Annotated in this window: 27 protein-coding genes and 1 pseudogene; 8 read left to right on the top strand and 20 right to left on the bottom strand. The window is 36.4% G+C overall.

Annotated elements, in window-relative coordinates:
* Nucleotides 1-6: 6 nt before the first annotated feature.
* A complete protein-coding gene (locus ACXAEY_RS24210; protein ID WP_474816529.1) occupies nucleotides 7-849 on the top strand; it encodes an ATP-dependent DNA ligase in 843 nt (280 codons plus the stop codon).
* 53 nt (nucleotides 850-902) lie between these two features.
* Here the strand turns inward: ACXAEY_RS24210 and ACXAEY_RS24205 are convergent, their stop codons facing one another.
* From ACXAEY_RS24205 to ACXAEY_RS24195, 3 genes are all read right to left on the bottom strand, one after another.
* Nucleotides 903-1,361 (bottom strand): hypothetical protein, encoded by a 459-nt coding sequence (locus tag ACXAEY_RS24205; protein ID WP_474815952.1) that lies wholly within the window; start codon nucleotides 1,359-1,361, stop codon nucleotides 903-905.
* 151 nt (nucleotides 1,362-1,512) lie between these two features.
* Nucleotides 1,513-2,388 (bottom strand): SPFH domain-containing protein, encoded by an 876-nt coding sequence (locus ACXAEY_RS24200; protein WP_474815950.1) that lies wholly within the window; start codon nucleotides 2,386-2,388, stop codon nucleotides 1,513-1,515.
* Between the two features lie 5 nt (nucleotides 2,389-2,393).
* Nucleotides 2,394-2,855: an NfeD family protein gene (locus tag ACXAEY_RS24195; RefSeq protein ID WP_474815948.1), complete on the bottom strand. Its 462-nt coding sequence runs from the start codon at nucleotides 2,853-2,855 to the stop codon at nucleotides 2,394-2,396.
* Nucleotides 2,856-3,031: 176 nt separating this feature from the next.
* On the opposite strand from ACXAEY_RS24195, the gene ACXAEY_RS24190 reads away from it, so the two are divergent.
* Nucleotides 3,032-3,322 carry a hypothetical protein gene (locus ACXAEY_RS24190; RefSeq protein ID WP_474815947.1) on the top strand — a complete coding sequence of 97 codons (291 nt, stop codon included), beginning with the start codon at nucleotides 3,032-3,034 and terminating at the stop codon, nucleotides 3,320-3,322.
* Nucleotides 3,323-3,489: 167 nt separating this feature from the next.
* Here ACXAEY_RS24190 and ACXAEY_RS24185 read toward each other — a convergent pair.
* Nucleotides 3,490-3,786 (bottom strand): annotated as a pseudogene (locus ACXAEY_RS24185) (AIM24 family protein); the annotation flags it as partial.
* A gap of 80 nt (nucleotides 3,787-3,866) precedes the next feature.
* The gene (locus tag ACXAEY_RS24180) at nucleotides 3,867-5,207 is read right to left on the bottom strand and encodes an RNA-guided endonuclease TnpB family protein (protein WP_474815946.1); all 1,341 of its coding nucleotides are present in this window, start codon (nucleotides 5,205-5,207) and stop codon (nucleotides 3,867-3,869) included.
* An 89-nt stretch (nucleotides 5,208-5,296) separates the two neighbouring features.
* On the opposite strand from ACXAEY_RS24180, the gene tnpA reads away from it, so the two are divergent.
* Nucleotides 5,297-5,698, top strand: a complete 402-nt coding sequence (gene tnpA, locus ACXAEY_RS24175) for an IS200/IS605 family transposase (RefSeq protein ID WP_474815944.1) — start codon at nucleotides 5,297-5,299, stop codon at nucleotides 5,696-5,698.
* A 239-nt stretch (nucleotides 5,699-5,937) separates the two neighbouring features.
* Here tnpA and ACXAEY_RS24170 read toward each other — a convergent pair whose 3' ends face one another.
* The 5 genes from ACXAEY_RS24170 to ACXAEY_RS24150 all read right to left on the bottom strand — a co-directional run bounded on the left by ACXAEY_RS24170 (nucleotide 5,938) and on the right by ACXAEY_RS24150 (nucleotide 10,429).
* Entirely contained in the window at nucleotides 5,938-6,756 is an 819-nt protein-coding gene (locus tag ACXAEY_RS24170) for a hypothetical protein (protein WP_474815943.1), read from the bottom strand.
* A gap of 463 nt (nucleotides 6,757-7,219) precedes the next feature.
* Nucleotides 7,220-8,662, bottom strand: a complete 1,443-nt coding sequence (locus ACXAEY_RS24165; RefSeq protein ID WP_474815942.1) for a hypothetical protein — start codon at nucleotides 8,660-8,662, stop codon at nucleotides 7,220-7,222.
* Between the two features lie 122 nt (nucleotides 8,663-8,784).
* Entirely contained in the window at nucleotides 8,785-9,318 is a 534-nt protein-coding gene (locus ACXAEY_RS24160; protein ID WP_474815941.1) for a hypothetical protein, read from the bottom strand.
* Between the two features lie 206 nt (nucleotides 9,319-9,524).
* Nucleotides 9,525-9,962, bottom strand: a complete 438-nt coding sequence (locus ACXAEY_RS24155) for a hypothetical protein (protein ID WP_474815939.1) — start codon at nucleotides 9,960-9,962, stop codon at nucleotides 9,525-9,527.
* 113 nt (nucleotides 9,963-10,075) lie between these two features.
* Nucleotides 10,076-10,429 carry a hypothetical protein gene (locus tag ACXAEY_RS24150; RefSeq protein WP_474815938.1) on the bottom strand — a complete coding sequence of 118 codons (354 nt, stop codon included), beginning with the start codon at nucleotides 10,427-10,429 and terminating at the stop codon, nucleotides 10,076-10,078.
* A 136-nt stretch (nucleotides 10,430-10,565) separates the two neighbouring features.
* On the opposite strand from ACXAEY_RS24150, the gene ACXAEY_RS24145 reads away from it, so the two are divergent.
* Nucleotides 10,566-10,862 carry a hypothetical protein gene (locus tag ACXAEY_RS24145; protein WP_474815937.1) on the top strand — a complete coding sequence of 99 codons (297 nt, stop codon included), beginning with the start codon at nucleotides 10,566-10,568 and terminating at the stop codon, nucleotides 10,860-10,862.
* Between the two features lie 34 nt (nucleotides 10,863-10,896).
* A complete protein-coding gene (locus ACXAEY_RS24140) occupies nucleotides 10,897-11,223 on the top strand; it encodes a hypothetical protein (protein WP_474815936.1) in 327 nt (108 codons plus the stop codon).
* Between the two features lie 152 nt (nucleotides 11,224-11,375).
* Here ACXAEY_RS24140 and ACXAEY_RS24135 read toward each other — a convergent pair whose 3' ends face one another.
* Complete coding sequence (locus ACXAEY_RS24135; protein ID WP_474815934.1) at nucleotides 11,376-12,116, bottom strand: hypothetical protein; 741 nt, start codon at nucleotides 12,114-12,116, stop codon at nucleotides 11,376-11,378.
* Nucleotides 12,117-12,287: 171 nt separating this feature from the next.
* Between ACXAEY_RS24135 and ACXAEY_RS24130 the strand changes: the two genes are divergently transcribed.
* The gene (locus ACXAEY_RS24130) at nucleotides 12,288-12,557 is read left to right on the top strand and encodes a WGR domain-containing protein (protein WP_474815933.1); all 270 of its coding nucleotides are present in this window, start codon (nucleotides 12,288-12,290) and stop codon (nucleotides 12,555-12,557) included.
* Between the two features lie 109 nt (nucleotides 12,558-12,666).
* Nucleotides 12,667-12,987 carry a hypothetical protein gene (locus tag ACXAEY_RS24125; RefSeq protein WP_474815932.1) on the top strand — a complete coding sequence of 107 codons (321 nt, stop codon included), beginning with the start codon at nucleotides 12,667-12,669 and terminating at the stop codon, nucleotides 12,985-12,987.
* 123 nt (nucleotides 12,988-13,110) lie between these two features.
* Here ACXAEY_RS24125 and ACXAEY_RS24120 read toward each other — a convergent pair whose 3' ends face one another.
* The 9 genes from ACXAEY_RS24120 to ACXAEY_RS24080 form a co-directional block, all read right to left on the bottom strand.
* A complete protein-coding gene (locus ACXAEY_RS24120) occupies nucleotides 13,111-13,359 on the bottom strand; it encodes a hypothetical protein (RefSeq protein WP_474815931.1) in 249 nt (82 codons plus the stop codon).
* 114 nt (nucleotides 13,360-13,473) lie between these two features.
* Entirely contained in the window at nucleotides 13,474-14,358 is an 885-nt protein-coding gene (locus tag ACXAEY_RS24115) for a ThiF family adenylyltransferase (protein ID WP_474815930.1), read from the bottom strand.
* A complete protein-coding gene (locus tag ACXAEY_RS24110) occupies nucleotides 14,358-15,356 on the bottom strand; it encodes a Mov34/MPN/PAD-1 family protein (RefSeq protein WP_474815929.1) in 999 nt (332 codons plus the stop codon). The genes ACXAEY_RS24115 and ACXAEY_RS24110 overlap by 1 nt, the downstream gene beginning before the upstream one ends.
* Before the next feature lie 16 nt (nucleotides 15,357-15,372).
* Nucleotides 15,373-16,044 carry a hypothetical protein gene (locus ACXAEY_RS24105; RefSeq protein ID WP_474815928.1) on the bottom strand — a complete coding sequence of 224 codons (672 nt, stop codon included), beginning with the start codon at nucleotides 16,042-16,044 and terminating at the stop codon, nucleotides 15,373-15,375.
* A complete protein-coding gene (locus ACXAEY_RS24100; RefSeq protein WP_474815926.1) occupies nucleotides 16,007-16,564 on the bottom strand; it encodes a hypothetical protein in 558 nt (185 codons plus the stop codon). Before ACXAEY_RS24100 ends, ACXAEY_RS24105 begins: the two co-directional genes overlap by 38 nt.
* 12 nt (nucleotides 16,565-16,576) lie before the next feature.
* The gene (locus ACXAEY_RS24095) at nucleotides 16,577-16,915 is read right to left on the bottom strand and encodes a hypothetical protein (RefSeq protein ID WP_474815925.1); all 339 of its coding nucleotides are present in this window, start codon (nucleotides 16,913-16,915) and stop codon (nucleotides 16,577-16,579) included.
* A gap of 291 nt (nucleotides 16,916-17,206) precedes the next feature.
* Nucleotides 17,207-17,971 (bottom strand): SDR family NAD(P)-dependent oxidoreductase, encoded by a 765-nt coding sequence (locus tag ACXAEY_RS24090; RefSeq protein ID WP_474815924.1) that lies wholly within the window; start codon nucleotides 17,969-17,971, stop codon nucleotides 17,207-17,209.
* A 124-nt stretch (nucleotides 17,972-18,095) separates the two neighbouring features.
* On the bottom strand, nucleotides 18,096-18,209 hold the full coding sequence (locus ACXAEY_RS24085; protein ID WP_474815923.1) for an anti-repressor SinI family protein: 114 nt from the start codon (nucleotides 18,207-18,209) through the stop codon (nucleotides 18,096-18,098).
* A 131-nt stretch (nucleotides 18,210-18,340) separates the two neighbouring features.
* Complete coding sequence (locus tag ACXAEY_RS24080; RefSeq protein WP_474815922.1) at nucleotides 18,341-20,092, bottom strand: helix-turn-helix domain-containing protein; 1,752 nt, start codon at nucleotides 20,090-20,092, stop codon at nucleotides 18,341-18,343.
* Between the two features lie 1,328 nt (nucleotides 20,093-21,420).
* Here ACXAEY_RS24080 and ACXAEY_RS24075 point away from each other — a divergent pair.
* On the top strand, nucleotides 21,421-22,986 hold the full coding sequence (locus ACXAEY_RS24075; RefSeq protein ID WP_474815921.1) for a hypothetical protein: 1,566 nt from the start codon (nucleotides 21,421-21,423) through the stop codon (nucleotides 22,984-22,986).
* Nucleotides 22,987-23,638: the final 652 nt, after the last annotated feature.

Below are 23,638 nucleotides of genomic sequence, written 5' to 3'. Positions count from 1 at the left end.
AAGCCAATGCTCCTCCAACCCAGCTCTCCTTTTAATGATGAAAATTACATAACAGAACTCAAAGCTGATGGAATTAGGTTTTTATACTCTCACATCAATAACAAGATCAACCTATACACCAGGCATAACAATAATATTACTCGAAGATTTCCTGAAGTAATAACGAGCGGAATCCCTAGTGGAACCATATTGGATGGAGAACTCATACAAACGGATATTAATGGACACCCAGATTTCGAGTCATTAATGTCGAGATTTCACGTTACGAATCAGGCAAAGATAGAATACAAAGCGAAAACCGAACCGGTTACGTTTGTACCGTTTGATATTTTGTATTATCAAAATAAACCTGTTATGAACCTTCCTTTAATTAAACGAAAAGACCTATTAAATGAGATTCTACCTGAGGATACTGAGAGAATTATAAAAGTAAGATTCCAGGTGGGGAAGGCAATAGAATTGTTTGAGATGTGTAAACAACTAGACCTAGAAGGTGTTGTTATGAAACGCATAAACTCAGTTTATGAAACCAATAAGCGATCACATGCTTGGAAAAAAGCGGTTAACTATACAGAAGAAGTCTTTTACATTATCGGACAGCGGAAAGGGACTTATGGGTTGTTACTAGGCGAAGAAACGGACAAAGGGATGAGTTTTGTTGGGATCACAGAATTCGTCCCACCACATGCTAGGAAAGTAATTAATAGTTTCAAACAGGCATTGAGGAAAGAAGAAACAGCAGACATGATATACTTCGAACCTAAGCTCAGATGTACCATTAAATACCGCAATCGCACTAGTAATGGAAACCTTAGAATACCTTCTTTTACAAACTTTTACATTGAATAAGAAATAAGAACGGGCAAGGGGGGAACCCCTCTGCCCGTTCTTTCTAATCCCAACTAGAGAATTAGCATTTCCGCTCCATTTCCCATAATATTCATTAACTCCCTCTGATTCGTTCTTTCTATAAGGATATTTTTAGGGTCGTTTTCAGCTAATACATAATCTTTAAAATACGGTAAATCGAAGAAATTCTCTACTCCTTCGAACGCTTCCGCATCATAGTGTTTCCCTTCGAAGTAAATCCACTGATGAAACGGTGTCACCAATAACTTCTCGAAAACCTTTGGAATAGCATCAGAACCATTGTTAAGCTTTTTTATCGCGGCTCTGTCCCATTTCCCGATATTCTTTAACCTTTTAGGATTAATAGCATAGAGTTCTGGAATTGAATAAACTTGATCAATATTGATGATGACCGCATTAGGTACTTTCTTAGCAATAATCTTAGTATGCTCTTTGCAATAGCCACCATTAATATCAATAGGTTTTTTTAAGCCTTTTTCTCTTAAAAGCATACGTTTCTCTCTTCATAACTTTTTGGATATCCATTAACGTACCCTCCTAAAATTCAAGTCGTCTATATTGATGTCCATTTCATATAACTCTAATACTCTCAATAGAAAAAAGGTAACGAAAGGATTTTGAACCTCCTCGTTACCTCTTAAGTTATCTTCCTGTTACTTCGCCTGAGATATCTTTAATAGAAGCAATTGCTCCCATGATTTTCTGTGAGTCATATGGGACAACCATCTTATTATCAGACTTAGCGATTTCTTTCATTGCATTTATGGATTCAAGATTAAGGATCGCTTCATCTAGTTTCGCGTCTTTCAATGCTCCGTAGATAATCGTAATACGTTCTTTCTCTGCTTTAGCAAGCAATTCGATAGCTTGTGCTTCACCGTCTGCTTCATTAATCTGAGATTGTTTAGCTCCCTCAGAATCAAGAATTTGAGATTTCTTACGACCTTCTGCTTCCAGGATGTTCGCACGTTTTTCTCTTTCAGCACGCATTTGGGCTTCCATTGCATTACGTACATCAGTAGGTGGGTCGATGTTTTTCACTTCTACACGTTCAACCTTCACACCCCAAGAATCTGTCGCATTGTCCAATTCTGCTCTTAGACGCTTATTAATATCATCTCTCGAAGCTAACGTCTTATCTAGTTCTAATGAACCGATTACATCACGCAACGTAGTATTTGTAATAGCTTGTATTGCGCCATTCAGATCATCAATTTCATATACAGTTTTGAAAGGATCTGTTCTTTTATAAAAAGTAACAGTATCAATCATCATAGAAACGTTATCTGCAGTGATTACTGGTTGCGGATCACTATCTAGTCTTTGTGTACGAAGGTCCACTGTGTATGCAACCTTATCGAAAAATGGAATCATCCAATTAAAGCCAGCTTCCATCTTTTTGTGATATTTACCAAGACGTTCTACCATCTTTACTTCTGATTGACGAACAATCTTAATAGAAGAAATAGCTAATAGAAACAGTACAATACCTAAACCTATTAAAAATATTTCAAACATATGTATTATTCCCCTCTCTCTTTCGGAACCCTAACATAAACCGTAGCGCCTTCTATGCGCTCTACCTCTACTGTCTTCCCCACTTCAATTTCGCTCTCATCTATTGATGCTGCATACCATTCTTCATTGTTTATTTTGACGTATCCCTTATCGAGCCCTGATATTTCTTTAATTACAGTCCCTTTCTTACCGACGATTGCATCGACAGCTGAAGGTCTCTCTTCCTCACTCTTTTTCAACATTCTTTCTAACGCTGGTTTAAGAGTAAATACGGATACAATCGATACAACTATTGCGATGAAAATTAGCCAGGTTACATCATCGATAAAGAAAGCTGCAATTGAAGCGGCGACTGATCCGATTGCAAAGATAATCGCAAACAGTGCACCAGCCCCCATTAGCTCAATCGCTAAGAAGAACACTGCGATGATTATCCAGAACATTGGAGCAGAAAAATCTAACCACATAGTTTCACCCCCATTACAAAGCCTTCCATTTAATCATTTCATTTCGTTTAATAAGACTCTTTCAAAATAAAATGGAATATTTCTCGTAGTGATAGGAACAAAACGTTCTACTTTTTCACCAATTTAAAGGTTTTGCTTTAGAGTAGGTATATCTTGTAATAGGAGGTGTTGTTTCTTTGAGCAAATCTAAATTATTTAAGTGGATTAGTGGAGGGTTTGAAGCGTTGTTAGGAATCCCAATACTTGGTGGGACGCTTGTGATGGGGTTCTTCTATATCCCACTACTCATAGCTTTGGGGTTACATATTGTTACACTTATCCTTTCAAAACAGGAAGGTACATCAAAACACGGAAGTATTCTAGGTATTGTTACATCGTTTATCGCTGTCATCCCATTTGTAGGAATGACCATGCATATCCTTACAGCAATTCTTCTTATGGTAGATGCCAATAAACAGAAGGGTTAAGAAGAGTTCATAAAAAGATAGCAACAAAATATAAAAGTGCTCAGAATCCTTTGGACTCTGAGCACTTTTTCGTACTAGAAAATAATAACTATAGAACGGTCCTTGTGAAATCAGCCTCCACCAATTGAAACGAACGCATTACCGAGCATGAACCCTTTACCCTCCTATGGAGCAGCGAATGCTACCTTTCTTATATCTGAACTCTCATTTGTATAGACAGTCATAAACAAACCTTCGCCTGTAAGGACTTTTTTACCAGCGCTTTTAAGCTTCCCAATCAGTCCGCTATTTCCTTCTTCAGATCCATCTCCGAATATTGTTTCTAACCCTATGCCATCTTCCATCATCATCATACTGCCCGCTTCTGCAAGAACAGCTTCGGACGGATCTAGTTCTATTTCTACAAACTGTATATCATTACCGTGGACTTTGTATTCAATCTCATGATTTGTGAACCTCTCCAACTAAATCAAATAGATTTTGATGGAGCATCCCCTTATCTAAAATACAACACAACTTCTCGCTGTCTAATTCCCTTCGGGAACTATTGTGCCAGATGGAGGTTAATTAATGTAGACAAAGTTTGAGATGTTCTTTTTGCCAGTTCAGGAACTTTTGCCTGAAGAGACAACCATTTCTTTTCAGAAGTGGTTTTTTGGAAACTTCGTATAAAATAACGAGAACCGATATTATAAGCAGCTGATAGATCAGCGTGATAGACTTTTCCAGTAGTGAATATGGCAAGGTCTTTTTTATGGTTACGTTCGACCTTTCCAGAGCCATCAAATGCCAATGCACTTGTATTTCGTGGATTTATTCGAGAAATTCGCATACCTAAATAATGTACCATTTCCTCGACTTTGTTCTGAATGCCTGTCTTGCGCCAACTGTGTAGTTTGGAGCGAAGCTTCTTTGCGCCATAGAACCCCTTAGGGGTTTTCATTATTCCCAGGTACTCAAACACGATAACGTCGCAATCATATTCGTGAGCGAATTTTACGATTTCATGGCTGGTGTTATTAACAATGTGTTTTTGATAACCATTTATTTGTCGCCAATAGTTTGGAGCACTGACCCAACCACTTTCTCGTTGGACTTTGCGGAGTTTGTTCGTCAATGCATGCAATCGGTCTTTTTCTTTAGGTTGATTTATAAAACTCCGTCCTAAGATAGTGCCTTTTGAATCCATAACCGAACAAACAGCAGAGTTCGTTAGTCCTAAATCTACTGCACAAACCTTTTGTTCCTGTATTTTCGTTTTGCTTAGTTTTACTTTATTTTCATAAGAGATCGAGAGAAAGAACTTCTTTCCTCGTTTAACAAGCTTAGGATTATGTTCTTTCCAATCCCAGATTCCGCGCTTATAGAGGTCTTGTTCTTTGAACTGAATATCGATCCAAACCCAATCATTTGCTTTAAGTACCTTGATTTGGGCAGAGGTGTCCCCTGTGCGTTTGAACATATTATCTTTATAAAAAACAGGAAACTCCTTGTGTTGCATTTGTAAGCGCGGAGAGTTCTTCTTGAATTTCTTCCCTTCGGAACGTGCGACCTTACGCTCTTCCTCCCAGTTTCGTAAGTTAGAGCGAAAGCTCTTTACCTTACCAAAAGCCGAAGCAATAGCACTTCTCCGAAAATAGGATGGGAATTTATAAAAACGTTGATTAAATTCTCGATATTTTGGAAGGGGGTTTGATTTGGTTGTGTGAATGAGTTTTTCAACAGCTGGTACAATTGATTTTGTAGATATGTCTTCGACATCCTTAAACTCTTCGTTAATGACCTCGATGATAAAACTTAATGCTTCGTTGTAGATTTCCAACGTCGCATCGAAGATGCTGGCGTTGTTTGTAATCTTATGTACAACTGATTTCGCAACCTTCATAATCAAATCCCCCTTTCCAATATTTTCTTTGTGTGATAGTTTTATAGTATCAAAACTAGATTCAGTTGTAAATCATTAGGGGGTCTTGTATGAACAGTATAAACAAGAATAGACATGCACAATATAAGCTAACTTATCATTTAGTTGTTGTTACAAAATATAGGCATCCATGCATATCAGAAGAAATCATGAATCGGTTACGTGAAGTAACAAAAGCTTTATTTGATAGATGGAATTGTGAAGTCATTGAAATGAATGGAGAAGAGGATCATATTCATATTTTATTTGACGCACCTCCACAAATTAATTTAGCGAATACCATAAATAGTTATAAGACCGTTACTTCGAGATACATTAGAAAAGAGTTCCCGAAGGAACTCTCTAAATATTATTGGAAACCTTATTTTTGGAGCCGAAGCTACATGGTTATAACAACAGGTGGCGCAACAATTGAAGTGATTAAAAAATATATCGAAGAACAAGGAAAATAAGACCTTAGCGCTTAACCCCCACTAAATCAATCCGTTACCTATCGCAAAACATCAATTTGCGTAAGAAAATGATTATGTAAATGATAGATAATTGCATTAAGTATTGCATAGGTTTTTACTAAAATAAAAGTCGCATCTTAATCCTTAACGGATCAGGATGCGACTTTTATTTTATTCAAAAGGCTCATTCAATTAAAGCTCCCTTTTATGGAGGATCAAGTATAACTATCGGTTATTAATTAATGTTTTAATTGATAATCATTTCGGATGTACTCCTGAAGTTTTTTTTCGAATTTCTCAATAGGAAGATTAGTTTTGTTTTCCAATGCACTATAAAAGGAGTTACCTTCCGAAACATCATATACTATATCTTCAATGACACCAATACTCTTTAATTCCACCAACATTCTTACTCCTAAGTAAGCTTGATGATACCTATCTATCGCAGGCTTACCATATGCATCATCCCACTCATCATGCGTATTTAATTGATTAAATTTAAATATCCGATTATACCCTTCATAATCCACATCAAAATTATCTTTTAAAGCAAAATAATCCGATACCCCTTCGTGAAACCATACAGGAATTTCTGAATCTTCAATCCCTTTCTCATTTAAGTACATAATAAATAGAAAGTGCATATATTCATGAGGTAATTCACGAGAAATAGCCTCATTTGGAACAGGAAGATTCAATGATTGTTTTTTTAAATCATAATAGGAGCTAATTCCAATGCGGTCTGCTTCATTTTTTCGGAACTCTTCTTTAGTATAAAGATTGACCTCAAGTTGATGTTGATTTTGTAGTGTAAAGAAGTTTTTGCTTTCTTTTTCATATAACTTCAACTTATTTTGAATATCATTTACGAATTTTTTCTCTACATCTTTACTAAAATTAATTGTAATGTTATTACTATTTTCTACATCTTCATTAGCAACTAATGTAACAACTTCAATATTTTTTCCATTATGTATTGTCCAGCCGTCACTCAATGTAAAATACGATATTGCTAAGCCTATAATTAAACCACCCAATATTGAAACAACCTTTTTCATTGCTTCCCCCTCTCTTACATACAAGTAATGGTTTTGCATATAAAGTTATTCGAGAAACCAATTCTTATGTATGAAACAAATAGAGGCGTTATCCTTCTTAGATCAACGCTCCGATTGTTGGATTACTCCTAAGTTGTATCTAACTACAATTTTAGCATATTAGCCCAATATTATTGCAGGAAAGTCGTCGAGAACCTGCCTAATTCACTAAATTACTCTTAACAAATTGAAGGGTTAAATGCAGGTCAATTTGTTAACATACACTGTCTATTGTAAGGCTACAAATTCGAATGCAAATTCACCTGCAAATTTTGTTTCGATTTTTATTTGAATCCTTATATATCAAATAAAAAAAAGCCACAGATTGCTATGCAATTTGTGGCGCATTTTAGTCTGCATTTTCATTGTTTGTGATAAGTAACGGAACCCGTTACAATAATATGTCGGTCTCTATCTATTATTTTCACCATTGTTCCAAATCCCACTCATCAATATTAAGTATCTGAATGTTTTCTAGTTCAGGCTCGGAACCATTTTTGTTAGGTTTGTATGAGATGATAATTTCAAAGTAATCTTCATTAGCATCCATTCTGTAAATGTTTTCGTAAACCATTAAGCTCTGTTCATATAATTCCATAGAATTAAGTTCTTCATCTGTGAAACCGTAAGAGAACCTGTCAACCTTCTTAATGAACAAGTCTCGCACATCTTCATTAAAGTTTTTCTCGGCGAACTCCTCAGCATTACTCGCATTATCTAAGTCTACAAACGACTTTACATATTCTAAATCTTGTTCCTTTTGACCATTCAAGAATGCAATACGGTCAGCGTATTCTACATCTAAAGCTTCCCTCTTTGTAAAAGTAAGAAGACTTGTATCTAGATTTTGGCTATCTTGAAAAGGACCTATATCATTTACATCATAGAGAGTGCCATCTTTAGCTAATACTCCAATATAACTATAGCTAGCATCCACATCCGCTACAGACACACCTTCATCGACCTTAATTTCTGAAACGATATCTGTTCTTTCATAGAGATAATATAATTTTTCATCAGCAACAACCAACGAAGCACCTTCCAACTTATGATGATCGCTAAAAGCTGTTACTTTTGTTACATTTTTTAGTCCCTCAATTTTTTTCAGGTCATCTTCTTCAAACGAAACTTCTTGGACTTCATCTTCATCTTCAGGGTAGAACGAAGATACATTAATTGAATATAAGTCCCCACTCTCTGCAATTACATACAATGTACCTTGTTCCTCAATGAATTCCATTCTATTAGCTTTAAAAGGTAATTTGGTAGGCTTCGCAACAATCTTTTCCAGGTCTTCTTCATCTTCCCTTGGATAGAACATTGTTTGATATAGCTCATTACCATCATTTAAGACAATTAAATGATGTCCCCCTATATATTCAATATCTTTTGCATCATCGATAAGGTTAGATTCGTACATTTTTGAATCAGAGAAATCTAAATCATAAAAATCTCTTCGGTGATAAACATTACCCTTTTTATCTAAAAGATCTGCCCCTAAGTCGCTTAGTTCAACTTTTACAATATCTTCTACTTCTTCCTCTTCCCAGATAGCTCCTTTTCCATAGAGAACCTTACTATCTTTTGTTATTAGACTTAGGACGCCACTTAACTCTCCCTCTATTGAAGCGATATTGTTTACTCCGCTAGCAATATCATTAAATTCGAAGGGATAAAACCCATACCTATTAAGATGTAATTGCCCTTCTTCATTTAATGCGAATTGTACTTCGTCGTCTGTTGAAGCGAGCTTCGTTGGATTTATAACCCCATCACCTTTTGAATCGAACATACCTCCGCCATTTGAGCAAGCTACTAGGCTCGATAAGATAACTGTCATAAACATTAGTTGTTTTACTACTCTCATGCTGTTCTCCCCTTATAATTATGTTTTTTTCACATTATCCATTTTAATATAAAATCATATATTTTAGTAAAAAAACTATTTAAAACCAAAAAAAGAGACGTTAGTCAAACGCCTCTTTTATCTCATTTTGTCTTAAGTTGGTATACTTTTTGTCCTTCTTCACCATAGCCATGTATCAATCTCACTTCGTTATTCAAAATACATAGGAGATACTGCGTACTGTAATTTTTCGGAGCGTAACTTGTATGAGCTCTTTCTGAGTATGCACCATAACGATATTCTGAAATTCCGTTTGCTTTCGATTCAACTTCACCTAGGACTGACCGCACTACATCTTCCTTCTTCCAATGGTTATATCGTGATGATCCCCATTTTATGACCTTTCTTAGATTCGTTTTTGTCGCTCTGATCGTTTCGTCAACAGGTAGTTGAAATAACCTGACTAACTCTTCGTACTTCTCCCGCTCAACTCTTTCCTTTTCTACCCTTTGTTCTTCTTTAAATTGGTCTGAATTCTCATACCTTTCCCTCTCTGCCCTTTTCTTCTCTTCCTCTTCTGCAGCATACCGATTATATTCTTCTAATGTCATTCCTAACTTATCTGCTTCCTTCTTTAGATGTGTTTGGACGATTTGTTCAATTTGATCCTTAAACATCCTACCCCTCCTATACCTTCGCTTATTATCTATGATAATACCTGGTCCGCTGTTTTGGAGAATTTTTTCACTTAACATATGTATATCTGTGATAGTAAGTGCACATCACACTACTAGTAAAGTGATGAGCACTTACATACAAACCATTGAGCCACAAAAAAAGACCTCTTATCCAAATTGAGGTCTTTTCTTAGTATAATTTCCCTTTATTTTACGAGGGAAGCTCCCCTCTTCTCATACCATTGGAAACGCTGTTGAAATTTTTCTAAATCAAACATTTGAGGAGTGTAGAAACACCCTTCCTCTTCTGAACCTTTTTGTACAGCAGTGAGCGATACATCACCGTCGTTAATGTTGTATTCTTTCTTGATTATTAAGTATCCTTGAGAAATGTATTCTTTCCAATTGTGCTTGGTAAATAGCCCCTTAAGGTGTTCACAAACCTCTCGACCGCCAGCATCATAACTTCCTTCAAGGATGTTTTTCACCTTTAGTTCTTCTTGCATGTGTTCCCAAACCTCTTGGAGACTAGGTCTCTCTTTTGAAATAAACCCTAAATGGATCTCCTTACGATAGTCAGGGAACTTAATATCTACAATAATCGTAACTGTGTATCGTTCAAACGTTGCTTTTAATTCTGTCATTTAACTCACTCCTAATTCATTTTTACAATTGTACAGTGGATTTCCAGTTAGCGGGAAAAATATTATCTCTAAACGAAATAAAAGAACCTACCTAATTGGTAGATTCTCAGAACTTATATCTTTCCTTTGTTTAGGTTCTTAATGGAACGTTCTACTCTCTGTCTCTCACTTTCGAACCATTTTACCAAGTTTTTTCTCTGCTTGATATTAAAAAAATACATGGTCAATGCTAAAAGACACAAACCTATTCCCAATCCACTAATCCAAAAATTCTCGTAGAAACCCGATGTTGCCATAGTTAAAAATGAAATGATATTAGATAATATGGCAGCACTGTTAAGGATTAAGAGAAATCGTTCTCCGCGCTTCATCTTTCTAACTCTTTCTTCTTTAAGTTGGTCAATCTCTACCAAAACTTCTTCTAATTCCTGAACGCATTGGTTTATGGCACTCGTTCTATTGCTCATATTTCTCCCCAATCAAATTACTGACGTGATTTATATATTATTTTAAATAATTCTTACCTCTTTTACAATTTTTTATTTATATTTCCCGTTTTCCATACACCGTATTACAATGTAGAAAATCAAGGAGGTTGCTGCTATGCCAGACAAAAACGTAACTCTCGAAATGAAATATTTCGAATTAAACACTGAACCTGCAATTGGTACATTAGCTACAATTAAGGAAGGTGAACAAGTTCTGAAACAATTTCTTAATTTCTATCCAACAAAAATGAAACCTTTCGATACTCTTCACCATAATGAAGGGTTTTACTTGAGCCACATCGAAGATTTTGAGTTCGACAATTTGTTTACTGCTATCCATATGTATCGAACTAACAGATCCTATCACGAATTAACTTCTGAAGAAGAAGCATCGTTAGACAACCTGTACTAGAAAAAATAAAATTTAAAAAATAGGAGAGATTAATATGATCAATGCTGTACAAGAATACAATTTTGCAAAACTATATGTTAGACGTGACATCGAAGAAGAAATTATAGAGAAGTTCGGTTTCGACTATTTCTCTTTTGCTATTAGAGAGCTCGATTCAGGAGATTTCTTAACTCTTTCTGAACATCATATTAATGAAAACGAACAACTTCGTAATTATCTAGATGTAGAAGGTCCACAAGAAGATTGGGAATCAGATGAGCTTGAGGACTTAGCATTCTCACTGATAAATAGACTGACTAAGACAAAAAATGTGAAGACTATGATTCTGGTTGAACATCGAAATGTCCTATTACTTGGTTGAATCTTGATCGACCACTACGATAAATTTGATTGTTCCGGTTAGTAAAAATATAAGATATAAGACTATAAGAACCGCTCTCTTTAGGGTGGTTTTTCACTGTACTTGAGCGATTAATTAAAAAAAGCTCCGACAAAGTGTCGGGGCTTTTATCACTAAAATTTCCAAGATATATCGTCTAATTCAGATGCTAGCTTTTCCAACGTCTCTTCATCGACATTCACATTTGATAACTCGCGTTCTTCCTCATCAATAATAATATCAGATAGGTGCTTTCGAATAGCTGCTTGGATAAATGATGGTTGGTTTAACTGATATTTCTCCATCAATCCCATCAGCTCGTTCATTAATTCTTCCCTTCCTATGTCAATTTGGACGTTTTCCTCTTCGCAAATATCCTTTACAGTAATAACGTCGTCATCAGTCCACATAATACTATTTTTTAAACTTAGATCTTCATCTAAAGACAAATAACATTCTATGCCAGCTTTAGTAAGCCCTCTGGTAACTTCCAGCTCACATAACTCTAACCATAGACCGCAAACCAATACAGGACCTTCTCCTTTTAATTCTTCCGGTATAGCTGGGTTAATCAAAACTCCTGCTCTTTTGTCTTTTGACTCTTCCCAACTCGGAAGGAAGACGTCTGGTACAGATTCGAAACCTTCATAGATCCCTTCCTTATCTACAGTTGCATAGATACGATGACCATTTTCCTTTAGACGTAATAACTTCTCTTTCATTTTTTCTAGCTTTTCTTCATAGCGTTGTTTAACCACTGCTCGTTCTTCAGCTTCGTGACCTTCCATAATCTCATCAAAAATTTGCTCTTGCAGGTCTACAATAAGTATTGTTGCATTCTTAGGTACTTCTTTTGTTGCTAGTATAGTTTCCATTGAAATTCTCCTTTTAGTTTTATTAATTATAATATCTTTTCTCAAATTTTGAGGAAAAGTTTTCTGAAATCTATGGAAGACAAGCGATTCAGTAGAAGTTTTATTTCACCCTTGTATTCTTATTTCCAATTTTGTCCATACTGTTTCTATCAAAATAACAGGGGTGAAGATATGGAAAATTGGGAGACAATTGAGCGGACTCATATGCATTGTATCAATGAAGAAAAAAACCAATTCAAATTCTATGACCTAACGATCCAACAAGATAACGCGTTATACCGTGTCGTTGCGAACTATGGAAGAATTGACCGAGATGGTGACGGTGCCTACCATGTTTGGTATCAGGGTAATTCGTTCGAGGAAGCAGAAGGCGTCTATAATAAGTTAAGCAAGCAGAAAAGAAAAAAGTATCACATTGTGGATATTCCCGAAGCTCTTTAACTATCAGATTTGACCACGAACCATCCGTATATAGGATGGTTTTTTTCTACTTTTAGAATCCAGTGCTACACTATAGGTGTAAAAAGCGAAATAATATGGAGGTTATTCTATGTTCCGCAAGACACTTTTTTCTATTGATCCAGAGGGTGAAGTCTACGAAGGCTATACCACAGACCGTTTTTGGAACGGCTATCAATGCCCCTATTTCACTAAGGACGTCGCAATTAAGATTTCACGCGATGTAACCCAGGATGTGACGGATTCTTGGCATGAAGTGAATAAAGACGAAATGCATATTCTATTTCAAGATGATGCTGACGGTGAACCTGAAGTATACAAAGGCGAAACTATTCATGTTAATGGGGAAGAGATCCATGTTTATCCGATTGGTAATCATGTATGGGCTTGGCAAGAAGTATCTTCTAAATAAGAAAGGTAATATTAGACCAGTAACGATCGTTTACTGGTCTTTTTCAGTAGAAGAAATAAAAAAGGTACAAAACCGTATGGTCTTATACCTAAATTATCTAGTTTCTTAATCAGGCTATTGCCGTCAGTTAGCTTCTAGCTCAAACCAGCTAGATATTGTTTCTTTCTCATTAGCAAATTCAACTTCTTTGATGACAACGTATGTATTATCTTGCTCTACTATGATGTAGTAGCGGTTGTCATTAATGTCATCTAATGAATCTAAAATTGAGAAACGTTCTTTCTTTACAGTTCTGATCTGTCTAATTTCTTTCTTAGCAGTATACCAATCTTTTAGTATTTCCCCTCTAATGACTAATTCTTTACCGATCATGACGCAAACCCTCCTGTGTTGTACTTCTATCTTATATTCATTTTGGTTTGTCTCTCATAGAAATTTTAACATAACTTTATAGTGCTGTTATCTAATTATCTAACCCTTTATCAATTAGAATGAATCGCTCTCGATTTCGGGTACAGGGTTCGAACGCATATATCCTTTTTTAGCATGGAAGAATGTTGTGTGATTGCTAACAGTCCCGCTCTCTAACAGTTCGTTCAAATACACACTAACACCCATTGCAGCCATTCTATTTGTTAGCAACCTCTGAGGATCGCTAGCTACTATATCAGAACAAGCTACCTTTGAAGGAGCTATTTCTTCATCTTCTATAATGTCTGGAAACATTGTCGCTGCAGGTTCGAGTATTTTCTTCCCTTTCAGCTTTAGTCCAGTCACAACTTGACCAGACCAACCGCTTTCATTGTAAATTTCTAGTTCCTCTTTTGTCCATTCGTCTTTATCTCTTTGAGGGTAATCATCTGGAACTGTTGCTGCATGATTACCAACATCGATATACATTAAGTTTCCATCGAATTCCTCGAAGTATTGGTTAAATAGTTTTCTAGTGTAATTGTTATCGACACATGAAATCAAAATGGGCAGGAATGTAACATCTTGGCTATACCCAATCCTTTGATAGTCAATATTCAACAAGCTATCTAGTTTCTCAATTGTTTCAATAAAATCGTCTGAGTAACTCGATATATCTACCTGGTAACTTCCTCTATAGCGTCTTGCAAGTACATCTGCTTTTTTCTTTCCTATGTCTTTTTCAATAAATAACTGATTGTTTAAGTTCTTGGTTTCAATTACATCGGGATCTGCGATAAGGTAATGCCCTTTCGTATTAAAAATCGAAAGCATTTGAGCAATTTGTTGAACGAGATATCCTCCGGTTCCACCGCACCCTATTTGTAGGATATATGGATAGAGTTTCTTTCTGTTAAGTATTGTTGTGTTGCTTTTGAGTAGATCGATTGGTTGGCTCATTATGATACCTCCACTACAGATAGATTATATTGCTTTGTTACCGAATTATAAGGGCTTTCAAATACATCAGCAGGATTCAACGGGATATGTTCTTGGCTTTTTAAATCAAACGTGCGGACCGTAATTTGAGGAAAAAGTTCATCTGTCCTTCCGATGATGGCGTAAAGATATGGCGCCCTTTCGGTACGATTATCTTGAGCGGAAGGGTTCGCAGCCATTGAATGATGCGAATGAATCTCCATTATTTTCTCCAAATCACCCTCTACGATCTTCATAGCTGTAACTGCTGGATCTTCTGTTCGTTCTACTTCATACCTACTTGCGTTTTGTTCAGGAATATCTAATATAAATTCTCCATTTGTCGATGAATAATAAATATCTGCACACAATTCTGTGCCATATGTATCCCCATAATATTTAGCCATTACAATAAAGTCTGAAAGAATGGTATACGGAATCTTCTTTTGTATAAAGGATAAGCCTTCATCATATGATGAAGACTCCTTTTTGGTATGAGTGTCTGCGCCTTTTTTTCCTGCTGTTGGTACTGGGATAATCATATTTTTCTTCTTGTTATAAACGACCTGGCAAAGGTTCTTAATCAACTCTGCAAAATCCTTCTCAAGTCTTTTTCTAACATCTTCAGCATTGATCTTTTCGAATTTCACTTCATCTTTTCGTTTCCTTGGCAACCCCTCACGGATTTCTTCTGTGCTGAAGTAATCTGTAATCGGGATGTCCTGAGCGTGATAACGAATTACCGTTTCGTCATCCACTTCAAACTCATCTTTTTTGTTTGTTGTGGCTTTAGAAGTTTGAGGTTCGGGCTTCTTATCGCCGTTATTTGCACCATTAGTTGCTTCTTTTTTAGCCTCTTCCCATTTCTTGCGATTTTCCTCTTGTTCTTTCAATCGTGCTTCCTCTTCTCTTTTTCGTTTAGCCGCGTATTCATCAGTGATCCCCATATCGAAAATATCTGTTTGGTTTTTAATATCCATTAGTAATTCCTCCTGTTTAGTTAATTTCAGTATTTAGTCCAAAAAATTCATCGAATGTTTTATCCATAGATACTAAGTAGCTATCATCAAATTCATTATCATTCATTTCAGCAAACAGCGTTCTTAGTTGTTTACCAGTGTTGGTCATGGTCCCGTGATCATTAGTGAATGGGGACCCGAAAAACAGCTGATGAAGGGATTCCAATTGACCAATATCTTTAATTGGTGGAAATGCATTTAATCCCATACACACCTTCCCTGACGTATCTACGTGAGAGTATGGGAACTTATACAATGGAGTATCGCCAGTCATCCTTCTTGAACCCTTTACAGATACAAGGTGCATTTCTAGCACTTTTTCATCCTGTACCACGTATTTTGCAATTAATCTCGGAAACCCAGCATTGTACTTGTCTCCGAAGTAATCAATCGTCCAATTACATTTAGGAATTTCAATAAATACTTCTTCCTTTTTCTCGTACTTATTTGAAATGTACTTAATACAGTTCCTAGGTAACATTGGCGTTTCGACCATTTTATCCATTTCAATAGACGTTGCTAGAGCTTCCACAAGCTCCTGGAGTTCCATTTGGTACTCTCCTATAGTGATATCTCCGTTTTTCTGAATTACATCAACGCATTGATTGATCCTACGCAACTCGTCGGTTATCGTGATTTGATACTTCATTTCCTTTTTCATCTCCTTGATCGATTTCTAATAAATAACGGAAGACATCCCTACGTAGACCAACAACTTCTTGGCACAATTCGTGCAACGCCCAAGCATAATCATCGATACAAAATACCACACCATCTCTTGATGGTAGGATTTTCACAACAGCTTCAGTCCATTGAAATCCTATAGTCTTTAAACGCTGACGCAATCTCTCTTCATATCGGCTTTCGATTAATTTTTTAAAAGAAGCGTCTTTAAGCACAATGATATGTTCGTGACTTTTTTCTCCGACTATAGCATCATACTCTTCATTGGCTTCAGCATCGTGATAGGAAAAGATATTTGCAGAATCAAATAACTTATTACAACCTTCTTCTAATATCCTAAACCTATTTCCGTTATCGTAATGAACATCTTCCATGAAGTCCTCAAAACCTTTCACATCAACCCCTTCATCATGAAATAACTTAAGCATGATGAAATTTGACGTCGTTGTTTCATAGCTTGATCTTTTATAAATATCGAATTGCATTATTGAACCTCCTTAAATGAAGTCATCTTCAAGCTCGTAACTTTTTTCGACTTGATAGAGTTTCGTTATTGCGCACTGCATAGTATGAATCACTGCATACGGGTGCTTTGAACTCAAAGTAAAGGTTTCATCCTCATCTTCTTCAGCATACATAGGAACGATTTCAGTAACAGCGTCAAAAGCTCTGTAGGCATCGTCCAAACTGAAAGAGTCAAAATCGACTTCTTTTGTCGGATAGAGATTTATTACATAATCCAATGCTTTAGCAAAGCCTCTGTCTGAATCACCCTTGTCATTAGTTTTTCGAAATGGTTGGATTTGTTCGTGGAATGTGTCTAACTTAAATAGCATCGTTGGACCACCTCTTTGTTTTTTACAATTCTAGATTGAGATTTTAATTTTGGGGAATTTTATATCAACTTTTGCTGAATTTATAAGAACCTCCATCACCCTATTGATATCTTCAAGCGGGAGAAGGAAGTTATGTCTATAGTTATGGTATGGGTAGAACGCGATTAGAGAGGTAACGATAATAAAATACAAAAGAGCAGACAGCTTGATAGCCATCTGCTCTTTAAATTATTAATCTATATCAAATTGTAACCATACTATTCTTATACAAAGAGAGAGAGTTAAGAAAGGTTACTTCACATGAGATTTAAAACTAGCATATCCGTCGTCCGCCATAACGATACTACCGTTCACCACGCTAGCTTCGTCAGAGGCAAGGAAGGCTACGACATTCGCGATCTGTTCCGGTTGAATCATCTTCTTAGTAAGCTGTTGCTTCGCCAGATAATCCCACATTCCCAGTTCTTTATAACCTTCCACAATCTTAGTCTCAACTCCCCCTGGAGCGACACCTACTACTCGAATCCCATAAGGTGCTAATTCAAGAGCGGCTGATTTGGTCATCATCTGAACAGCCCCTTTAGCGGCATGGTATCCTATTACACCATTAGAAGCCATGTAAGAGAACACCGAAGCTGTATTAATAATGGAACCATTCACCCCGAGCTCTTTCATTCTCCGTGCAGCTGCAAGGATTCCGTAGTAAACACCATGCTGATTAACGTCTACTACCTTATGATAGTCCTCTGGACCATGCTCTAATAATGGCTTGTTCACACCGATCCCAGCATTATTGAACATGGAATCCAACGAACCATACGTGCTTACGGCAAATTCAACAAGAGCTTCGACTTCTTTAAAGTTGGTGACATCTGTTTGCTTAAACTTTGCTTCTCCACCTTCTTTAACGATCAAGTCGACAGTCTCTTTGCCCCCTTTCGAGTCAAAGTCTGCTACAACAACCTTTGCACCTTCCTTTGCAAATTTAATTGCAGTAGCTCTTCCTATCCCGCTAGCACCTCCCGTAATGACGGTAACCTTATTTCTTAAATCCATAGCATCACTCCTTTTTGTTTAACACCTCCACTATAATCATTTTTACTATTTTGTGTGTATTTTCTATAATAATCTAACAACCAATGCTAAATATCGACCAATTGGGCAAACACAAAATTCTCTCTTATCGATTTGATAGGAAATGTCGAATTTCTTCGATTGTAATCCCCATTCCTCTTGCTTCGACAATTAACCTCACCCAATCAGGATCCAATTCTATTTTTTGCTTTTCTGACATATAAGTCTCGACCTCCGATACATTCCTATATTTTCCTTATAGAATATAACAAATCGTTTGCTGATTTTGTCGTTTGATGTATTATCCGAAATTTAGTAAGAATTGTAATAAAAAAACCGGGATATCCCCGGTTAGACTTCTTGTACTTCAGAATTTTTCTTGACCCATTCAACAATCTTTCTTAAATTTTCTTTATTAGGCTTAGAAGTCACTTTATTTTCGAATCGTGACAATCCGCTTCGAGAAATACCAATTTCTTTTGCAGCTTCAGCTCTACTTACTCCCTTTACCTCTCTTACCTGACGAACCACTTCAGGCGTAATCGTCTCTGTATCGGGTTCAATTAGTAGAGTCAGTTGTTCTTCTTGGTCCACAGGCTCTTTTTTCATCATATCCGAAGGTTCAGAAATTACTTCTGGGCTTGGGAGTTCTTCTACAGAACCCTTTCCCTTATCATTGTTTTTACCTTCTAGGTCTTTTACATCTAAATTGTATAAACGAAGTAATTCTTCTGTCGGAGTAATAATTACTTTGGCTTTCATCCATAATTTTTCGAAGCTACCTTTCTTTCCAACACCAAATTCGTCTTCATCAAGTGGTTCATTGTACTCCCAATTTTCTATGATCTTATCTTCTACTAACGTATCTAGTGCTGCTTCAAACCGCTTTCTGATTTTCCCTTTGTTTTTCTGGAACATTTCGCTCTCATCTAACCCCATAACCTTTAGAAGACCCTTTTCCCCTCCAACACTAAACGGTCTTTCAAGGTCATTTTTAGTAGAGTTCGTCAATCTTATCTTCCACTGCCAACTTAGGTATCGGGTTAAACGCTTTTCATATTTCTTTCTAACGGGATCGTAATGCAAAGCTTTCTTTGCGAAGTATGATGTGACTTGCTTTGCACCAAAGAGGTTATTTGCCATGAATGCTCCAGGTTTTATCATACACTCATATATCCCGATCGGCTCTCCCTTCCGGTAAGCAACTCTTCTAACGCCGATATCGAATAATGGATACAAATCAACCGTTTCAATATCATCCGACTCAATCCTTTGAGGATTCATCACAACGTTAATAGCTCCTAACGCTGCCATACTTTCCATAACGCGGTCTCGATCTTGCTTCCTATAGCCAACTTGATATCCATCTTCATTCGTTCTTCCTTTTAGACCTCTCATATTAAGTGCATCATCCGAATGGAAATGTAACCAGTCATCTTTTTGAGTAGTAGTTTCCATCCATAGAACTGTAATGATATCAAAAATATCTGCTGTTAAATCGTTCATTGAAGAAACCGCATTTGCTGTTACTTTATCCCATACGGTCAATTCATCAGCTGACATATCTCCATCTCTTTGTCTTTTCCCGCCTACTTCTATTACAGCCATAATCTCTTTGCTGTTACGACCTCTTCTGACTTCTTTCCTCTTAATGCCATTATCTTCAATGAAAGAATCTTTACTGATAATGTCTGATATTTGGTAATGCAAGTAATGAGAACCTACTTTCATATGTTCCTTACTCATTATCTCTTGCACCTTCTCTTTATTACGACTTGCAGTGTTACGAGTTTTCTTCACAATCTTACGTGCATTCTCAAATTCTTGTTTTATGAATTGTTCCATATCATTAAGTAGCTGATCACTGTACATTTGCACAACATCTTCTACTTCTTCAATATTTCTATCCTGCTCACTCAAGTAGTTATAAACATATAATGATAGCGCCGTAAACGAACTGCTTGTTGCAGACGCATCATTTGGATCTGACTCTCTTTTCGTCACATAAGTCTCCCATGTATCTAACACTACGCTCTGATCTTTATATAAGGGCTTTACTGCGTCCAGAATCATTCTATCAGCTGTAATTTTATTGTACGCCATAACGCTCACTCCCAACTAAACTCTCAACCTCTACTATTTTGCACGACTTCTATTAATGAAATAATATCATAGGGTTTGTGTGCAATGCACGCGTGCACTGTACCAGTTTGCACGCTTTTTATCATATTGTGCACACTTTAACTGTCCGGTGTGCACACTAAGTATTCAAATTTACACATTATTTACCTGTGTGCACGATGCACATGTGCACACTAAAATGCACATGCACACACCAAAAGTGCACATGCACACATAAAATATTCCATATCTAGTGGTTTTTGAAATTTATGCTTTTTTATCGTATCTTTATATAAAACAAATCTTTTCTTCTAAAAGCGATAATTTAATATTGAAGATAAATATATTAAAAATTAATGTTTTTAAATAAAACATGTTTTAATATTCAGAAAAATGTCGTAGGTAACACCACGCTACTGTTCACATTTCTCTAAAAAAATGACGTTATCGTTCCAATTACTAAAATCAAAAATGACGCTATCATTCCAATTAAAAAAAATTTTTGACGTTATCGTTCCAGTTCATTGCACACAAAATGCACTCAAAAATGACGTTATCATTCCAATTGGTGTGCATTTTATAACGTTGAAAATGACGCTATCATTCCAATTCAAGAACTTCTGCACAGTCATATAATATATGGTGAGTTAGATTTTTCCCTCTGTTGAACGCATGGCATAACCTTTACAAATCCTGTCATGGCACGTTTTTCCTGATGACCCCATGTCAAATAGGTAAAACGAAAGACTGACCTGACCATTTCCTAATAGTGTGCAATGTACATATACAAAATGACGTTATCATTCCAATTGGTGTGCATTTTATAACGTTGAAAATGACGCTATCGTTCCAATTGAGTCGTGCAATGCACGTAAAGAAATGACGCTATCGTTCCAATAAGATGCACATAGATCATAAAAATGACGTTATCATTCCAATTCATTTACGTATAAAAATGACGTTATCATTCCAATTCGGTTGCAATTTGAATGGCATAAAATCGTGCTAAATGTTGTATTGACGGGGTTTAGACGACCTTTTTTGTTTGCACACTTAAACCTGCACATGTCTGAAATGTGCACACTTCGTGCAAAAAAATGACGCTATCGTTCTAATTCGGAAATTTCACCAACTCCCAAACCCCTTGATATGACTGGGCTGAACCGCCCGTGCACGCGTGCATAATTCCCTTAAAGAGCGCCCGTGCACAGGAAATGACTTTGTTATAATATTTTCATCCTAGAGTCGACCTACTTTTAGAGTATTCGACTGCAAAGATCGTAGCTAAGATAGAAAGGAGGGAAACCAAGATGATTGTACTTTCCAATGGCAAATCACTACAAAGAAATGAAGAAACTCCACCCATCGTTTTATTTCATGGGTTTATGGAAGCTCTTTTCGATATTGAGCAAGATTACTCTTCTAATAAAGAAACGTTCGTCATTACAAAGAAGAGTGGCAATGTTCGCACACGCCAGCTTAACCATGTGACGAGATCGGACATTTACACTGCCATCATTCTACATACGGTATGTCACGCAACTACACATAATATTAAGAACGTTATGCTGTCTAACATTTATGAAGAACTATCTCAATGGTTCGAAGATCCAATCACGCTTCAGGACTTTATCAATTCAATGACTAAATTGAATAAGAAAGGTTTAATCTCTTATTCGAATGAACGTTTAAATGGTCGTTTCGATATTCAGTTGAATTACATAAAAAAGAACGAAGAGGATAAGGCTCGCTTTGTCGTTGTACACCCTGTTGTATTCACCAAAGCATTTACTGATCTTACTGTATCCCATTGGAAGGTCTTCCTTCTTGCTGCCCTCCAAACTGGTAAAGATAAAGGCAAAGTAATTACACGTAAATTTGACAATGAGCAACACGCTCATGTTCTTTATCGTGGGTTAAAACAAATCACACATAAGCAACAATCCTCCGATGTGAAGCGCATTTTGGTTGATTTAGCATCATTACCTATGATGGAGGGTCAACCATTACTAGGTTGTAAGAGTAACTCTGTAGATATGATTGTTCGTCGCGGTAAGAAATTCTATCGTGCTGATTTTGTATTGAACAGTAACTATGTATTAAAACATGAGTCTGGAAAGCATTATCACTTCCCTATTCAACCTAAATCCAAATACAAGCGCTTCTCCACTTTCTTACATAATCTTTTGGATGAGCAAGGGATCACAGAGTTTATGACTGTTGAGAAAGAGAACATCTTCCACGACATGCTTTACGCTTTAAAAGATAAGGGGAAGACTGTTACCAGGTATGTAGTTCGTCGCTTGGCAGCATTCGTTAAATCTAAAAAGCAATTCCACCCTGATATCGTTTCCTTTATCAAAGAAGAAAGTCGTACTAAACTTCAGGCGAAAATCGAGAACCTTGCACACACTGAAGGGATCTACGGTTGGATTGCACCTAATAAAAGGGGTTCTAATGAGAAGTATCGTCTATATGAATTCTCGAATCGCATGAGTTTCTTTAGCGAAAGAACGCTTCGTAAATTATTTAGAGCTGCAGTACCATATCTGAAATCTTATCACTCTGCAGACTCCAATTATTCTATTGATGATTACATCCACGGAGAAGATAAGGTGGAAACTGTTCTTCACCAAATTCCAGCATTATCAGCAGTTCGTCGCACAGCATTACGAAACAAGAAGAATCCTAAGGATTACATAACACTTGAAGAAACAGCAGTAACGCGATTAGAAGAAGGTACATCTGCATTAGAAGTTGGAAATTGGTTGTTAACCACAATTGAACAACTCCCTACTGTTGAAACAGCTCCTTCTATCACTAAAGACTTCAAGCTTGAAGAGTTTCTTATAAACTTTAAAAAACAAATGGCTTAATACCCTCTCGTTAAAAATACAAAAAACGAGGGGGCATTCGTGCTGCCCTCGTTTTTATATTGGTCCTTCACTTACGCTTCCTGATCCCAAACGCCAGCTTAAAAAGCATACATCTTTATTCAAATGTCATTTCAGAGCCCTTGTTAAAACGAAGGTCTCTTATTTTTTTATTCTCTATTCATAAAAAAACATAACACTTAATGTGAATACTGTTAGCACCCTTAATATCTATAAGGTAAGTATCACTTTGAATTGATCAGAGACATTCTCTGTTCATAAAAAAACGTAATAGAAATTGTGAGTAGTATGGACAATGTGTATTTAGTGGGTAAGTACCTTCATTTTGGGGATAAAAAGAGCGTATTTAATGTCGTTTAATTACTCATTAGTCTGCATCGAATACACTCCGTTTTTTTATGATTTATAGCGTACAAAAGTTATTTTAGTTGGTTTTATTATGATTAATCTCAAACAAGTTCGTTTTTTTAGGAGTAAAAGTAGTTTAAACCCAGTGGTAGCAAGGGATTGCGAATCCTATAAAGGTCTTCATCTTTAGAGAGGTCTTTGTTATTAATTATTATAGAAGTGTATTTATTATGCTGAAGTGACATAAACAAAATAATATTCTTAATTTCTTTTAATTCTCAAATTC

This window comes from Anaerobacillus sp. ABA4_114 (assembly GCF_056159065.1).
Note: the sequence above shows the minus strand (reverse complement) of the source record. Positions and strands in the feature narration are given on the sequence as shown.

What these genes read in the sequence shown, in the direction of transcription:
- ACXAEY_RS24130 (WP_474815933.1), top strand. Translation starts at nt 12,288, where the DNA reads ATGGAAAATTGGGAGACAATTGAGCGGACTCATATGCATTGTATCAAT.
- ACXAEY_RS24100 (WP_474815926.1), bottom strand. Translation starts at nt 16,564, where the DNA reads ATGCAATTCGATATTTATAAAAGATCAAGCTATGAAACAACGACGTCA.
- ACXAEY_RS24125 (WP_474815932.1), top strand. Translation starts at nt 12,667, where the DNA reads ATGTTCCGCAAGACACTTTTTTCTATTGATCCAGAGGGTGAAGTCTAC.
- ACXAEY_RS24120 (WP_474815931.1), bottom strand. Translation starts at nt 13,359, where the DNA reads ATGATCGGTAAAGAATTAGTCATTAGAGGGGAAATACTAAAAGATTGG.
- ACXAEY_RS24155 (WP_474815939.1), bottom strand. Translation starts at nt 9,962, where the DNA reads ATGACAGAATTAAAAGCAACGTTTGAACGATACACAGTTACGATTATT.
- ACXAEY_RS24205 (WP_474815952.1), bottom strand. Translation starts at nt 1,361, where the DNA reads ATGCTTTTAAGAGAAAAAGGCTTAAAAAAACCTATTGATATTAATGGT.
- ACXAEY_RS24140 (WP_474815936.1), top strand. Translation starts at nt 10,897, where the DNA reads ATGATCAATGCTGTACAAGAATACAATTTTGCAAAACTATATGTTAGA.
- ACXAEY_RS24075 (WP_474815921.1), top strand. Translation starts at nt 21,421, where the DNA reads ATGATTGTACTTTCCAATGGCAAATCACTACAAAGAAATGAAGAAACT.
- ACXAEY_RS24135 (WP_474815934.1), bottom strand. Translation starts at nt 12,116, where the DNA reads ATGGAAACTATACTAGCAACAAAAGAAGTACCTAAGAATGCAACAATA.
- ACXAEY_RS24170 (WP_474815943.1), bottom strand. Translation starts at nt 6,756, where the DNA reads ATGAAAAAGGTTGTTTCAATATTGGGTGGTTTAATTATAGGCTTAGCA.
- ACXAEY_RS24085 (WP_474815923.1), bottom strand. Translation starts at nt 18,209, where the DNA reads ATGTCAGAAAAGCAAAAAATAGAATTGGATCCTGATTGGGTGAGGTTA.
- ACXAEY_RS24105 (WP_474815928.1), bottom strand. Translation starts at nt 16,044, where the DNA reads ATGAAGTATCAAATCACGATAACCGACGAGTTGCGTAGGATCAATCAA.
- ACXAEY_RS24115 (WP_474815930.1), bottom strand. Translation starts at nt 14,358, where the DNA reads ATGAGCCAACCAATCGATCTACTCAAAAGCAACACAACAATACTTAAC.
- tnpA (WP_474815944.1), top strand. Translation starts at nt 5,297, where the DNA reads ATGAACAGTATAAACAAGAATAGACATGCACAATATAAGCTAACTTAT.
- ACXAEY_RS24200 (WP_474815950.1), bottom strand. Translation starts at nt 2,388, where the DNA reads ATGTTTGAAATATTTTTAATAGGTTTAGGTATTGTACTGTTTCTATTA.
- ACXAEY_RS24145 (WP_474815937.1), top strand. Translation starts at nt 10,566, where the DNA reads ATGCCAGACAAAAACGTAACTCTCGAAATGAAATATTTCGAATTAAAC.
- ACXAEY_RS24180 (WP_474815946.1), bottom strand. Translation starts at nt 5,207, where the DNA reads ATGAAGGTTGCGAAATCAGTTGTACATAAGATTACAAACAACGCCAGC.
- ACXAEY_RS24090 (WP_474815924.1), bottom strand. Translation starts at nt 17,971, where the DNA reads ATGGATTTAAGAAATAAGGTTACCGTCATTACGGGAGGTGCTAGCGGG.
- ACXAEY_RS24195 (WP_474815948.1), bottom strand. Translation starts at nt 2,855, where the DNA reads ATGTGGTTAGATTTTTCTGCTCCAATGTTCTGGATAATCATCGCAGTG.
- ACXAEY_RS24080 (WP_474815922.1), bottom strand. Translation starts at nt 20,092, where the DNA reads ATGGCGTACAATAAAATTACAGCTGATAGAATGATTCTGGACGCAGTA.
- ACXAEY_RS24110 (WP_474815929.1), bottom strand. Translation starts at nt 15,356, where the DNA reads ATGGATATTAAAAACCAAACAGATATTTTCGATATGGGGATCACTGAT.
- ACXAEY_RS24160 (WP_474815941.1), bottom strand. Translation starts at nt 9,318, where the DNA reads ATGTTTAAGGATCAAATTGAACAAATCGTCCAAACACATCTAAAGAAG.
- ACXAEY_RS24095 (WP_474815925.1), bottom strand. Translation starts at nt 16,915, where the DNA reads ATGCTATTTAAGTTAGACACATTCCACGAACAAATCCAACCATTTCGA.
- ACXAEY_RS24210 (WP_474816529.1), top strand. Translation starts at nt 7, where the DNA reads ATGCTCCTCCAACCCAGCTCTCCTTTTAATGATGAAAATTACATAACA.
- ACXAEY_RS24165 (WP_474815942.1), bottom strand. Translation starts at nt 8,662, where the DNA reads ATGAGAGTAGTAAAACAACTAATGTTTATGACAGTTATCTTATCGAGC.
- ACXAEY_RS24150 (WP_474815938.1), bottom strand. Translation starts at nt 10,429, where the DNA reads ATGAGCAATAGAACGAGTGCCATAAACCAATGCGTTCAGGAATTAGAA.